Annotated in this window: 8 protein-coding genes; all 8 read left to right on the plus strand. The window is 61.4% G+C overall.

Annotated elements, in window-relative coordinates; translation table 11 throughout:
* The first annotated feature begins 141 nt into the window (after window positions 1-141).
* The 8 genes from J5X93_RS07260 (at window position 142) to J5X93_RS07295 (ending at window position 13,909) form a co-directional block, all read left to right on the plus strand.
* The gene (locus J5X93_RS07260) at window positions 142-3,699 is read left to right on the plus strand and encodes a glycosyltransferase (protein ID WP_182941508.1); all 3,558 of its coding nucleotides are present in this window, start codon (window positions 142-144) and stop codon (window positions 3,697-3,699) included.
* A 52-nt stretch (window positions 3,700-3,751) separates the two neighbouring features.
* Window positions 3,752-6,472 (plus strand): glycosyltransferase family 2 protein, encoded by a 2,721-nt coding sequence (locus tag J5X93_RS07265; RefSeq protein WP_182941506.1) that lies wholly within the window; start codon window positions 3,752-3,754, stop codon window positions 6,470-6,472.
* Window positions 6,473-6,816: 344 nt separating this feature from the next.
* Window positions 6,817-7,587, plus strand: a complete 771-nt coding sequence (rfbF, locus tag J5X93_RS07270; protein ID WP_182818140.1) for a glucose-1-phosphate cytidylyltransferase — start codon at window positions 6,817-6,819, stop codon at window positions 7,585-7,587.
* Window positions 7,569-8,642: a CDP-glucose 4,6-dehydratase gene (rfbG, locus tag J5X93_RS07275; protein WP_197971508.1), complete on the plus strand. Its 1,074-nt coding sequence runs from the start codon at window positions 7,569-7,571 to the stop codon at window positions 8,640-8,642. The genes rfbF and rfbG overlap by 19 nt, the downstream gene beginning before the upstream one ends.
* Window positions 8,639-9,961, plus strand: a complete 1,323-nt coding sequence (gene rfbH / locus J5X93_RS07280) for a lipopolysaccharide biosynthesis protein RfbH (RefSeq protein ID WP_070092454.1) — start codon at window positions 8,639-8,641, stop codon at window positions 9,959-9,961. Before rfbG ends, rfbH begins: the two co-directional genes overlap by 4 nt.
* The gene (locus tag J5X93_RS07285) at window positions 9,961-10,656 is read left to right on the plus strand and encodes a sugar phosphate nucleotidyltransferase (RefSeq protein ID WP_250034606.1); all 696 of its coding nucleotides are present in this window, start codon (window positions 9,961-9,963) and stop codon (window positions 10,654-10,656) included. The genes rfbH and J5X93_RS07285 overlap by 1 nt, the downstream gene beginning before the upstream one ends.
* The gene (locus tag J5X93_RS07290; protein ID WP_182941502.1) at window positions 10,653-12,017 is read left to right on the plus strand and encodes a GHMP family kinase ATP-binding protein; all 1,365 of its coding nucleotides are present in this window, start codon (window positions 10,653-10,655) and stop codon (window positions 12,015-12,017) included. The genes J5X93_RS07285 and J5X93_RS07290 overlap by 4 nt, the downstream gene beginning before the upstream one ends.
* Window positions 12,014-13,909, plus strand: a complete 1,896-nt coding sequence (locus tag J5X93_RS07295) for an N-acetylneuraminate synthase family protein (protein ID WP_182941499.1) — start codon at window positions 12,014-12,016, stop codon at window positions 13,907-13,909. The genes J5X93_RS07290 and J5X93_RS07295 overlap by 4 nt, the downstream gene beginning before the upstream one ends.
* The last annotated feature ends 7 nt before the right edge of the window (window positions 13,910-13,916 follow it).

Raw genomic sequence — 13,916 nt, forward strand, 5'->3', positions numbered from 1 at the left:
TCGAGACGTGATCGCCCAAGGCGGCTGACAGGCAGTCGCCTTGTTCCCGTCCGGCGCAATGCCGTGAAGTGCCACAGGGGCAGTTAGTTCCGGTTGACTCCGCCCCCCGAGCAGAACGATCAATCGTTTAAGTGAGCATCCGTGAACGCACAACCCCTCGTTACCATCGCCATTCCAGCGTTCAATCCCGACTTCTTCCGCAGTACGCTCAGTAGTGCGTTGGCTCAGGACTATCCGTACCTGGAGATCGTCGTCTGCGACGATAGTGCAGACGGGCAGATCGAGGCGATCTGTCGCGAGCTGGGTGAGGCGTCGTCTGTATCGTTACGCCATGTGCGCAATCCGCGGCGGTTGGGCTTTGCTTGTAACCTGATGGCGTGTCTGGAGCAGTCCCGTGGTGAGCTGATCAAGTTTCTCTGTGATGACGACACGCTCTTGGGGCATTGCATCAGTCTGCAAGCCCAGGTGCTTGCCGATTGGCCAGGAGTCAGCATGGTCATCGGCCAGCGCCTGGTGTGTGCCGCCGATGACGTTTTGCTGCCATCACGGCCACTGAATTTCGTCATTTCCCCCGAAAGTGCCGTGCTCAAGGGCACTGATCTGCTCGACACGATCGCTGACAACCTGCCCAATCTGTTCGGTGGCATCAGTCATTCCCTGTTCCGCCGTGCCCAGGTGGAGGAGTACTTGGCGGCGCTGGTGCAGAATGGCCAGGGCTTCGCCGCTCGGCTCGACCTGGCGCTGTATGCCTGTCTTCTGCGTCGTGGCGATCTGGGCAGCCTCGAGCAGATTCTCAGTCTGGAGCGGGTGTATCCCGGCAGGCTCAGTCACCACAGTGCGATGACCGAGGCGTTCAAGGTTGAGACCGAGTGGTTACGTCAGATGCTGCAAGCGCGTACCGGCGAGGCACCGCCGGCGACTGGCTGGGTGCGCTACCTGCCGTTCGCGGCTTATGCCGAGAACGGTACGCAGGACTGGCAAGAAGTCGATCTGCGCGCGGTGTTCGCCAAGCAAATGGCCAGCCTGAACCAGCAGGTAGGCACTCATAGCCTTGATTTCGCCGAGTTGTACGAACAATGGCTGGAGCACCGCAAGTTGTCGCCGGGCCAGATGCAGCTGCTGCCCAAACGTCTGGAACAATGGCCAACCTTGCCCCGTATCGTGCCGGTGGTGTTCTGCGAAGAAGGTGAGGACAGTGCACTGCGCAGCACCCTGCAAAGCCTGGCCGAGCAATCCTATGCGCCAAGTCGCCTTCTGCTGATCGCTCCGCCTTCCTGTGAGGCCCTTGCCGGGCAGGCGCAGTTCATTGCACGACACGGCAACGGTTTGGCCCAGCTTGAGCAATGGCTGCTAGGCAATGAGCAGGCCGAGTGGATCTACCTGATGCGTGCAGGTGATCGCCTGCACCCGCACGCCCTGGTGATCATGGCTGAACGCATGGCGCTGAGGGCCGATTGCGTGTGCCTGTACAGCGATGAGGGCAGTCATGACACCCTGGCGCCCTCATTGCCGATCCTCAAGCCGGATTTCAACCTTGACCTGATGCGTAGCCTGCCTTATGCCGGCCGGCTGCTGGCGTTCAACTGCGCCGCGTTACAAGCACTGGGCGGCTTCGATCCAAGTTTCGACAGCCTCGCGCCGCAGGATCTGCTATGGCGTGTGGTCGAAACTTATGGTTTGCAGGCCGTGGAGCATATCGCCGAAGTGTTGGTGCATTGTCAGCACACTTATGCCCAGTGGTTGGCTGAGCCGCAGGTGCAGGCGCAGACGGCCCGGATTGTGGAGGCTCACCTGCTGCGCTTGGGCGTGCAGGCCCAAGTTGAACGAGTGGGTAGTGCGAACCGCGTTACCTATGCCCATGAACGTGTTGCAAGCGTCACGATCCTGATCCATGCCGGCCTCAACCTGCAGTCCCTGATGCGCTGCGTCCAGTCGCTGCTGGCCAATACGTCGTATGCCGATTTTGAGGTACTGCTGGTCGCCAGTGAGGAGACGCCTCCAGAGATTGTCGCCTGGCTGGCGGATATGGCGGGACTGGGGAGCGGCCAATTGCGGGTTACGCAAGTGGCGGCGCGAGGGGCGGCGGCCAGTTTCAACCTCGCCAGCCAACAGGCCTTGGGCGAATACCTAGTGCTGCTGGACCAGTACTGCGTGCTGTTCGACCCGGCCTGGCTGGCCGAGATGATGCAGCATGCCCAGCGCCCCGAAGTCGGTATGGTCGGCCCTAAGGTGTTCTCCAACGATGGCCGGGTCGTGTCCGCAGGTCTGGTGCTTGGCCTCAATGGCGTGATCGGCAGTGCTTTCGTCGGCTGCGCGGTGAATGCCGACAGCTATATGAATCGTCTGGGTGTGGTGCAGAACTGGTCGGCGCTGAGCTTGGATTGTCTGGCGGTGCGGCGCGAACTGTTCATGGAGTTGAAGGGGCTGGATATCACGGCGCTGGAGCAGTCCTTGTTCGATGCCGACCTGTGTTTGCGTGCGCGTGAGCTGGGTTACCTAGCGGTGTGGACGCCATTCTCGCGCGTTGTAAAGTTCCCCGCTGAGCAGCAAGGCGAGGTGATCAAGGGGGAGGACAGCGACCGCTTTTTCGAGCGCTGGCTACCAAGCATTGCTTGGGACCCGGCTTACAACCAGAACCTCAGCCTGAAACTGGCAAATTTCAACTTCGAACCCGGCCTGCGCACTGGCTGGGATCCGTTCATTGCCCGCGCGATGCCGTCGGTGCTGGGGCTGCCCAGCAACACCTCGGCCATCGGCCATTACCGAGTCGTGCAGCCGTTCACCGAGCTCGAACGGGGCGGGTGGATCCAGGGGCGGATCAACTACACCACGCCGGGTTTGATCGAGCTGGAGCGGGAGAAGCCCGACGTGCTGATCCTGCAGTGCCGCTATATGCCCCACAGCCTCAAGGAAATGAGCCTGCTCAAGCGTTACTCCAACGCGCGCCGTATCTACGAACTGGACGATTACGTGATCGAGCCGTCGAAGAAGAACGATCATGTGCGGCAATTGCCAAGCAACATCCGCGAACTAGTCCGGGAAGGGGTAGGGTTGTGCGATCGGGTAGTGGTGTCCACCGAGCCGTTGGCCGATGCACTATCAAGCATGCACCAAGATATCCGCGTGGTCCCCAACATGTTGTCAGCATCGCTATGGGCGGGGCTGACCAGTCAGCGGCAGACCAGTGCCAAGCCCAGGGTTGGCTGGGCGGGCGGGACCAGTCACCGTGGTGACCTGGAACTGCTGCTGGAGGTGATCAAGACCCTGGCCAACGATGTGGATTGGGTGTTCTTCGGCATGTGTCCGCAGATGCTGCGACCCTATGTCAAGGAATTCTACGAGGGCATTCCGTTCGCCGATTATCCGCGCAAACTGGCCAGCCTGAACCTTGATCTGGCGCTTGCGCCGCTGGAGCAGAACCTATTCAACGATTGCAAGAGCAACTTGCGTCTTTTGGAGTACGGAGCCTGCGGATTCCCGGTGATCTGCACGGACACCAAAGCCTATGCGGGTTACCTGCCGTGCACGCGCGTCAAAGACAACAGCACTGAGCAGTGGCTTGAGGCCATTCGCATGCACCTGAACGACCCGCAGGCCAGCTATCGCCAGGGCGATGCCCTGCGCGAGGCGGTGCTGCGTGACTATGTACTCAATTCCCACCACTTGCAGCACTGGGCCAATGCCTGGTTGGCGGACTGAACCCGCACACCCGGCGTCGCCGGGTGCTGAATCGCTATCTTGAGAGGGCGCTATGGCCGAAATCGCAACCGCACCGAGCATCGAGGTGACTGTCGTCCTGATGGGGCAGGGTGATGCCGATTACCGTACCCGTGCACAACATTACTACCAGCAGGCCGGTATTCCCTGCCTGGCGCTCGAACCGCTGCCGCCGCTGGGCACTGGCGAGGCGTACCGTGAGTCTCTGCATCGTGCGCTGCAGTCGGTCACCACCCCGTTCGTGGTGCTGAGCCTGGAAACTGATTTCGTACTCGCCGCGGCGCTGCAGGCGGCCAGTCAATACCTGCACGAGCGGCCGCGAACCATCGCAGCCCAAGGATATGCGTTGGGCTATCGAGTGGGTAATGCGCAGGTGCGGTATCACAAGCTGGGTTCCCCCATACCGCCGCTGGAGGATGACACTGCCCTTGCGCGTCTGCGCCAGTATGGCCACGCTGAGCGCCAGGCTTGGCGCGCGGTGATGCGGGTGTCTACCTTGCAGGCGGTGCTCACGACGACCCCTGTCACCACCGAGTTCACCGCGTTTCGCCTGGGTTTGTCCTACGCATTGCTGTCGCTCGGCGCTATCGACTGCCTCGAACAGACCGACGTGCTCTGCGCCTGCGGGCCAAACGCTACGAACCTAGTCGCCCATGATGAGCAACTGAACCAGGCACTACGTGATTTGCGCCAGTGGGATTCCGAGCATCAGGCGTTGTGCGCTGGCGATACGGGTTATGCGGTACTTAGCCGTTTCGTGCGTGGGACCTTTGACCTTGGCGATACTCCGCTGCTGTTTACGTCGACGTGGAGCAGTGTGCTCGATGATCCAGAGCGCTTGTTCGAGCCTCGCCAGTTCGTCGAAATGCCTTACTACAACAAGGCGCTGTTCGAGCAGATGACGGCGTTGGAGTTTCTTTGTCACGCATGGCCGGCAGGTGAAGTACAACACCAGGCGTTGGAAGGGCGCTGGGTGCGTCAGCATCACCTGGCGCAGGTTCACCCTAACGATACGCCCGAGAGTTTGCAGTTGCGCCATTGGCAGGCGCTGGGGCTGGGGTTGTTCGATCCGCAGGTCTGCAGGCGCCTGCTTGATACCCTGACCGGCCCTGGCGACATGGACCGGGCTCGAGAGTTGAGCGCATGGCTTGAGCGTCTGGCGCAGATCCCAGGTATCGATCGCCTGCCGCGCCTGCAGGCTACTGTGTCGGGCAGATTGTTGGCGGCGCTAGAGGCCGGTGCGCCCGATGCTGCTGCGCGCCAGCAGGTCGCCGCGTATTTGGCCAAGCGTCCAGCAGCACAGATCGCCTTCATCGTGCTGGACTTGGGCAACGATGACATGAGCCTGCAGAGCACCTTCGACAGCCTGCTGAGCAGCGGCATCCGCGATTTTAAGCTCGTGGTGCTCAAGGGTGGCAAGCCGCCGGTCATCACCACCGCGCGTGACACCTTGCATTTCATTCAGGTCAATGACGATAACTGGGTGGGCCATCTCAATCAGGTGGTGCGCCAGCTGTCCAGCGAATGGTTAATGCTGCTGCAGGCGGGCGACGAGCTGTTGGCGGGTGGCTTGTTGCACCTGCTGGTGGAGCTTGCGGCAGCGCCGGCCTGCCAAGCTGTATGTGCCAACGAAGTGCAGCGCGACGAAGAAGGGCGCCTACATGCAGTGGTGCGTCCTGGCGCCGACCTAGACCTGCTACGCAGTCAAGCCGGGCTGATGTCCCGTCATTGGCTGATGCGTCGTCAAGCTGTACTGGATCTCGGCTACAGCGATTCCTATCGTCAAGCGCTGGAGCTCGATCTGCTGCTGCGTCTGGTCGAGACCCAAGGAGTGGGCTGCCTGGCGCACCTTGACGATTTCTTGGTGATCGGTAGTCAGTCGTCCCCAGCAATGCTCGAGGAGGCTTCCAAGGTGCTTAACCGGCACCTGACACAGCTGGGTTACCGAGCGCAGATCCGCGAGCACAAAGATGGCTTGACCATCGACTATCGTCATGCCGCGACGCCAATGGTCAGTATCTTGCTCGCCAGTGAGGGTGACCAGGAGCGTCTGCTAGCGTGCCTGTCCAGTGTGCTGCAGCGTACTCGTTATCCGCGCTATGAAGTACTGGTGGTGGGCGACGAGCAGGCATTGGTCGGCCTGCAGCACTTGGGCGGGCGTGTGCGGTTGGTGCCCGTAGAGGCAGGAGCACCCCGTAGCGCCCTGCTCAATCTGGCAGCCAGTGAAGCGCGAGGTGACTACCTGGTGCTGTTGTCTGAGCGTTGTCAGGTGATCACCCCTGCCTGGATTGAGCAATTGCTCAACGAGGCCCAGCGTCCGGAGGTCGGCGTGGTGGGGGCTTTGCTGCAAGCTGACGATGGTGCGTTGTTGCATGCAGGATACGCTTTGCTGGAGGGGCCGCGCTTGGTGTCGCCTTGGCAAGGGCTCTCTGCAGAAATCCGTACCCAGGAACGTTGGTCGCTGGCGGCGCGTAGCTGCGCGGCGGTCAGTGGTGACTGCCTGATGGTGCGCGCAGATGTGTTCCAACACTGTGGTGGCTTGCAGTTGGAGTTCGGGGCCGATATCGATCTTTGCCTGGCAGCTGCCGAGGCTGGGCAACTCGTAATCTGGACGCCGCATGCACAATTGCTCGCGCAGCCTGCGCCTGCGGCCGATGCCAGCTTGGTGTTGGCCCTTCAGGCACGTTGGCCTGGGGCGTTCGTTGGACATGATGCTTCTGCCTCGCCACTTGCCTGGCTCGAGCGGTTGCAGTGACACCCACTTTCGAAATGATTAATTGAAAGTCGAGCGTGCCTAGCTCTTCCCCGACCAGGCAATCTGGTCGGGGTTGCTGCAGTGAATTTGCAGCGGCCCATTTGGCGCTTTGGCTGTTGTTGTGCATGTTCCGCTGACTACGTCACCCTCTTTCTCTTCCCTCTGTGCCCATCACCTCTGTCGTCCTCCCTGTCTCTGGCAGTTTGCCAACGGGCGCGCTCCAACTGTTTGCTCAAGTGACAGCGCGAATTGGCAATCTTTTTGCTTTGTAAGCTCAAGTTGCTGAATTGGTCAGTATTTTGTCAGTCCGGTCACGCGCCGCGGCCTTTGAAGGTAAGTCGACAATGAAAACAGTCATCCTGGCCGGCGGCCTGGGTACACGCATCAGCGAAGAGTCGCATCTTCGTCCCAAGCCCATGATCGAGATCGGTGGCAAGCCGATCATCTGGCACATCATGAAGATCTACTCCCACTATGGGATCAACGATTTCGTGATCTGCCTGGGCTACAAGGGCTACGTGATCAAGGAATACTTCGCCAACTATTTCCTGCATATGTCCGACGTGACCTTCGACATGTCGGAAAACCGCATGCATATCCACAACCGCAATGCCGAACCCTGGCGCGTGACGTTGGTGGATACCGGTGAAAATACCGCCACAGGTGGTCGCATCAAGCGCGTTCGTGACTATGTCGGCGACGACACCTTCTGTCTCACCTACGGCGACGGCGTAGCCGATGTTGATGTCGGCGCATTGGTCGATTTCCACAAAAACCACGGCAAGCTCTCCACGGTAACCGCTGTTCAGCCACCAGGGCGTTATGGCGCCCTCGATGTGCGTGGTGAGCAGGTCCAGGGTTTCCAGGAAAAGCCCCTAGGCGATGGCGGTTGGATCAATGGTGGTTTCTTCGTTCTGGAGCCGGGCATCTTCGATTACATCGACGGTGACAGCACGACGTGGGAGTACGAGCCAATGCGCGCCCTGGCACAGGACGGACAACTGATGAGCCATACCCATCGCGGGTTCTGGCAGGCCATGGATACGTTGCGTGATCGTAACTACTTGGAAGAGCGCTGGAAGTCCGGAGAGGCGCAATGGCGAGTATGGCCGTAAGCCGCAGCTTCTGGGCCGGGCGCAGGGTCTTCCTGACCGGCCACAGCGGCTTCAAGGGCGGCTGGCTGGCCTTGTGGCTCAGCGAGCTGGGTGCTGAGGTATACGGCTATTCGCTGGCGCCCAATACTACCCCCGCACTCCACGATCAGGCCCGGCTGGCCGAACGGGTTTCAGGCGAGTTCGCCGACATCTGCGATGCCGACAGGCTCGCCAGCAGCCTGGTGGCATTCCGCCCTGAGATCGTCCTGCACCTGGCGGCCCAGCCGTTGGTACGCGAGTCCTATCGCACGCCCGCGCAAACCTACGCCACCAATGTCATGGGCACGGTGAATGTGCTAGAAGCCGTGCGCCAGTGTGACTCGGTTCGCGCGGTCCTGGTGGTGACCACCGACAAGTGCTACGAGAACCGCGAGTGGTTGTGGCCCTATCGCGAGCAGGACGCCCTGGGTGGGCATGACCCTTATAGCAGCAGCAAGGCATGCGTCGAGTTGCTTTGCGCGTCCTGGCGCGAGTCCTTCCTGAAAGACCAAGGCGTGGCGCTGGCCACCGCTCGGGCCGGCAACGTGATTGGCGGTGGTGACTGGTCCGCCGATCGCCTGCTTCCGGACATCCTGCGTGCCTGGGACGCCGGCGAGTCGCTGACCTTGCGCTACCCAGGCGCGGTGCGCCCTTGGCAGCACGTGCTCGACCCCCTGCAGGGGTACCTGATGCTGGCCCAGGCTCTGATCGAACAGGGGCAGGCGGTCGCCCAGGCCTGGAACTTCGGCCCCGACAGCGAAGGCACCGCAACAGTTGGCGAGGTGGTAGAGACCATGGCCCGGCTTTGGCCTGGCGAGGCGCGCTGGGCGGTCGAGCCATCTGCGCAGCCCCATGAGGCAGGTCTTTTGACCCTCGACTCTTCCATGGCACGCCAGCGCTTGGGCTGGCGTCCGAGCTGGGGCCTGGCGCAGGCCTTGCAGCGAACCCTCCAATGGCATTGCGCCTGGCGAGAAGGCCAGGACATGCAGCAATTTTGCCGCGCGCAGATCGCGGACCATGAAGGCGAAAACCGATGACTGATCAGACGGCGCAGCAGTTGCGCCAGCAAATTGCCGAACTCGTAGGTCGTTACGCGGAGCTGGAGCTCGCCACGCCCGGGTTCGTACCCGGCCAGCATGCCGTACCACCGTCGGGCAAAGTCATCGGCGCGCCGGAACTGCAAGCCATGACCGAAGCCGTACTGGACGGCTGGCTGACCACCGGACGTTTCAACCAGGCTTTCGAAAAGCGCCTGGCGCGCTATCTGGGGCGTCGTGGCGTGTTGACCGCCAACTCCGGGTCATCGGCCAACCTGCTGGCCTTTTCCGCGCTGACCTCGCCGCGTTTGGGTGACCGTGCCATTGGCAAAGGCGACGAAGTCATCGGCGTGGCGGCGGGCTTTCCCACGACCGTCAACCCGATCCTGCAGTTCGGTGCGGTGCCAGTGTTCGTCGATATCGAGATGGGCACCTACAACATCGACGCGAGCCTGATCGAGGCCGCGATCGGGCCGCGCACCAAGGCCATCATGTTGGCGCATACCCTGGGCAACCCTTTCAACCTCAAGGTGGTGCGCGAGCTGTGCGACCGCTATGGGCTGTGGCTGATCGAAGACTGCTGCGACGCGCTGGGCTCCACCTACGATGGTCGCCAAGTCGGCAGCTTCGGCGACCTGGGTACCTTGAGCTTCTACCCCGCGCACCACATCACCATGGGGGAGGGGGGCGCCGTGTTCACCGACTCTCCGTTGCTCAAGCGCATCGTGGAATCTTTCCGTGACTGGGGTCGCGACTGCTACTGCGGCCCAGGCGAGGACGACACCTGCGGCAAGCGTTTTTGCTGGCAGTTGGGCGACCTTCCGCAGGGGTACGATCACAAGTACACCTACTCGCACCTGGGCTACAACCTCAAGATCACCGACATGCAGGCCGCCTGTGCATTGGCGCAGATGGACCGTGTCGATGACTTCATCGCCGCGCGCAAGCGCAACTTCACTTGGCTCAGCGAGCGCCTGGCCGGGTGCGCCGAGCAGTTGATCCTGCCGCAGGCCACCGCCAACAGCGATCCATCCTGGTTTGGCTACCCCCTGACCCTGCGCGATGGCTGTGGCGTCGAGCGCCTGGACCTGCTGCGTCATCTGGATGCGCAGAAGATCGGCACGCGCCTGCTGTTCGCCGGCAACCTGACGCGCCAGCCTTACATGAAAGACCAGCAGTACCGGGTGGCGAGCGACCTGAGCGTGACGGACAAGGTCATGAAGGACACCTTCTGGATCGGGCTGTGGCCTGGCCTGGGCGAAGAACACCTCGAGCATGCCGCCCGCAATATCGAAGACTACGTGCGGAGACTGCGCTAATGCGCGCCTACGTTCTGTGTGGCGGCTTTGGTACGCGTTTGCAGAGCGTGACCCAGGGCACCCAGAAAGCTTTGGTCGCTGTACATGGTGTGCCGTTCCTGCAGGTCGTGTTGTGCCAGTTGGCACGAGCAGGCGTCACCGAGGTAGTGCTGTGTGCCCATTACCGTGCCGACCAGATGGCCGAGCACCTGGATGCATTGGCCAAGGCCTGTGGCCTGGTGCTGCGGCTGGTGGTCGAGGCCGAACCACTCGGTACCGGCGGCGCGCTGCTGAACGCACTGGCCGAACAGGCCCCCCATGGCCGTTACCTAGTGCTCAATGCCGACACCTATCTGGACGCGCCTGCGTATCGTCTGGCGGTAGAGGCGTTGGGGCACGTCGTGGTCGGCGTCAAGGTCGATGATCGCAGCCGCTATGGCAGCCTGTCTCTCGATCAGGCCAATGGGCTGTGTTCGATCGAGGAGAAGGGGGTGGTCGGCCCGGGGCTGATCAACGCTGGCGTTTATGCGTTCGACGCCGCAGCGTTCAGCGGGCGTGTGGTGCAGGCTTGCTCGTTGGAGCGTGATTTGCTGCCGGAGCTGCTGGAACGTGAGGCGGTCATGGTATGCGAGTACGAGGGCCGATTCATCGATATCGGTACGCCAGAGTCCTTCGCCCGTTATTCCACTGAATTTCAATTGGACACCGCACAATGAGTTCACTCGTCCAAACCCTGAGCATCAGCGATCGACGCAGCATTCTTGATGCTGTCGAGCACATCGAAGCCGGTGCGCTGCAAATCGTCTTCGTCGTCGATGATGTGGGGCGATTGGTGGGCGTGGTGACCAATGGCGACCTGCGTCGTCATCTGTTGCAAGGCGGGAAAACGGACCTGCCGGTAACTGCCTGCATGAACCGGCAGTTCCGCGCGGTGCCCGTCGGCACCGCGCGTGAGGAACTGCTCAAGCTCTTCGACTTGGGTTATCTCGCCATTCCAGGGGTGGATGCCGAGCAACGGTTGGTCGAGGTCTACACACGCCAGCTCGCAGCCAGCCCCGAGGTACCTGTGCTGGCTAGGGCGCGCGCGCCGGTGCGCATGAGCTTCTGTGGTGGCGGCACCGATCTTACGTATTTTTTCATCGATCACCCGGCGGCGGTACTGAGCTGCACGGTTGGCCTGTATGCCCATGCCACTCTGGTGCCGCGCAAGGACAAGCTGATTAACATTCATGCAGAGGACCTTGCTCGGGAAGAACACTTCGATTCGCTGGCGGATTTGTTGGCAACAGAAGACAAAAGCCTGCTGGCGACCATCGTCGCGGTCATCAAGCCCAGCTACGGTTTCGATCTGTTCCTACGTTCGGATTTCCCAGTGGGTTCCGGCTTGGGTGGATCTTCCGCTGCGACTACGGCAACCATTGCAGTGTTCAACGAGCTGCGCCAGGACCGCTGGAGCACCTACGAGATCGCTGAGCTTGCCTTCCAGGCTGAGCGTCTGTGCTTTGGCATTGCAGGCGGCTGGCAGGATCAATACGCCTCGGCATTTGGTGGCTTCAACCTGATCGAGTTCGAGAACCAGCGCAACCTGGTTCACCCGATCCGGCTGGAAGAGGCGATTCGCAACGAGTTCGAATCATGCCTGCTGCTTTGCGATACCGGTATCTCCCACGATTCTGGGCGCTTGCACGAGCTGCAGCGTGAGGAAATCGCCGCCGAAGAAACCCAGACGGAACTGCTGCATGCCAGTGTGGCGCTGTGCCGTCGCATGCACCGTCATTTGATTCGCGGTGAGTTGCGAGGGGTAGGTATCTGCCTGGATGAGGCCTGGCGCCTGAAGAAGCGGTTCTCCTCGGCGATCAGTCATGGTCGCCTCGACAATATCTATGACGCCGCCATCGCAGCCGGAGCCGTCGGCGGCAAGCTGCTGGGCGCCGGTGGTGGTGGCTTCTTCCTGTTCTACGTCCAGCCACAACAGCGCCAGCGCGTGATACGCGTGCTGTCCGAGCTTGGCTGCCAGACCCAGAATTTCCGCTTTGAATCCAGCGGCGTAACCTCATGGCGAGCAAAAATCCAATGACCACCCTTTATCTCGACGGCATCCCGCTTGGCGGTGAGCGCGTCTACGTCATCGCCGAAGTGGGTAACAACCACAACGGCTCCTTGGAGTTGGCCTTCCAGCTCGTCGATGCGGCCATCGACTCGGGTGCCGACTGCGTCAAGTTCCAGTTGCGCAATCGCGAAGCACTCTATCGCCGCAAGGCCGATGGATCGCGTGCCGAAGACTTGGGCGTTGAGTACATCCAGGACCTGCTGGACAAAGTCGAGCTGAGTCTCGACGAGCACCGCCAGGTGCGTGAGTACTGTGCGCAGAGGGGCATCACCTACCTGTGCACGCCGTGGGACGAACCCAGTGTCGATGCGCTGGCTTCGTTCGATGTGGCGGCCTTGAAAATCGCCTCGGCGGACCTGTGCAACCCTTACCTGATCGCCAAGGCCGCGAGCCTGGGCAAGCCGTTGATCCTCTCCACTGGTATGTCGTTCGAGCACGAGATCATTCGTGCCGTCGAACAGCTCAATGCTCTCGGTACACCTTTCGCGCTGTTGCATTGCAACAGCGCCTATCCTGCTCCGGAGAGCGATATTCAACTCGGCTATCTGCGCCGCCTGCAGGAGTTGCACAGTCTGGTGGGCTACTCCGGTCATGAGCGCGGTATTGCCATCACCCTTGGGGCTGTCGCGCTGGGCGCCAAGCTGGTCGAGCGCCACATCACCCTGGATCGCAACATGGAAGGGCCGGACCATCTGGCCAGCCTGGAACCTACCGAGTTCCGTCAGTTGGTCGACGGCATTCGTCAACTGGAACTGGCCTTGCCCTGGCAGGGGCCAGGCCGCCATGCCAGCCAAGGTGAGTTGCTCAACCGCGAGAATCTTGGCAAGAGCGTGATTGCTTCTTGCGACATCGCCCGTGGCAGTGTCCTGACGCAGGATATGCTGCGCATCGCCAGCCCTGGCCAGGGCTTGGCGCCGTACCGCCTGCCAGAGTTGCTGGGTAAGCCGGCCCAGCGCGATATCGCCCAGGGCGACTTCCTGTTCGAAAGCGACCTCGAAGCGCAGCAGGCCGAGGAAAAACTGGCGTTCCAGCTACCGATCCGCTGGGGGGTGCCGGTGCGCTATCACGATTTTCTGGATTACCGTCGACGCATCCAGCCAGACCTGTTCGAGTTCCACCTCTCGTACCGTGACCTGGGCCTGAAGCCGCAGCCGTTCCTTGCACCGGTCGAATGTTCGCGACTGGTGGTGCATGCGCCGGAGCTGTTCGAGAACAGCGAGCTGCTGGATCTGGTCGCCGATGACCTGGCCTACCGCCAACGATCCATCGACAACCTGCAGCGTGTGGTGGACGCCACACTGCAGATGGGCGAGTTCTTCCCCAATGCCGATGCTCGCCTGATCGTCGCCAACATCGGCGGTTTCTCGGCCGACGCACCGCGCCCGTTGGCCATGCGCCCGGAGCTGTACGAACGCTTCTATGAGTCCTGTGCGCGGATCGACTTCAGCGGCACCGAACTCATCCCACAGAACATGGCGCCTTTCCCTTGGCACTTTGGCGGTCAACGCCATCAGAACATCTTCATGATGCCCGAGGAATTGGCGGCCCAGGCCCGTGAGCATGGTCTGCGCTTGTGCCTGGACCTTTCACACCTGCAGATGACCTGTTTCCACTTCGGCCTCGACTTCCAGGAGGCGTTGGCGCTGCTGTTGCCGTACTCGGCACATCTGCATGTGGCCGATGCCAAGGGCACCAATGGCGAGGGCGTGCTGATGGGCACTGGAGACATCGATTGGCCTGCCACTTGGGCGCAGATTGTCAACAATCGGCATGCCAGCTTCATTCCCGAAGTCTGGCAGGGCCACAAGGACCACGGTGCCGGCTTCTGGTCGGCATTGCGCTACCTCGAATCATTGTGAGGCGCCA

It is taken from the genome of Pseudomonas sp. BYT-1, assembly GCF_023611805.1.
GTDB classification, from domain to species: domain Bacteria; phylum Pseudomonadota; class Gammaproteobacteria; order Pseudomonadales; family Pseudomonadaceae; genus Aquipseudomonas; species Aquipseudomonas guariconensis.

Bases quoted from the DNA above. Each gene is read 5' to 3' on its own strand.
- J5X93_RS07265 (WP_182941506.1), top strand. From the start codon at position 3,752: ATGGCCGAAATCGCAACCGCACCGAGCATCGAGGTGACTGTCGTCCTG.
- rfbF (WP_182818140.1), top strand. From the start codon at position 6,817: ATGAAAACAGTCATCCTGGCCGGCGGCCTGGGTACACGCATCAGCGAA.
- rfbG (WP_197971508.1), top strand. From the start codon at position 7,569: ATGGCGAGTATGGCCGTAAGCCGCAGCTTCTGGGCCGGGCGCAGGGTC.
- rfbH (WP_070092454.1), top strand. From the start codon at position 8,639: ATGACTGATCAGACGGCGCAGCAGTTGCGCCAGCAAATTGCCGAACTC.
- J5X93_RS07285 (WP_250034606.1), top strand. From the start codon at position 9,961: ATGCGCGCCTACGTTCTGTGTGGCGGCTTTGGTACGCGTTTGCAGAGC.
- J5X93_RS07290 (WP_182941502.1), top strand. From the start codon at position 10,653: ATGAGTTCACTCGTCCAAACCCTGAGCATCAGCGATCGACGCAGCATT.
- J5X93_RS07295 (WP_182941499.1), top strand. From the start codon at position 12,014: ATGACCACCCTTTATCTCGACGGCATCCCGCTTGGCGGTGAGCGCGTC.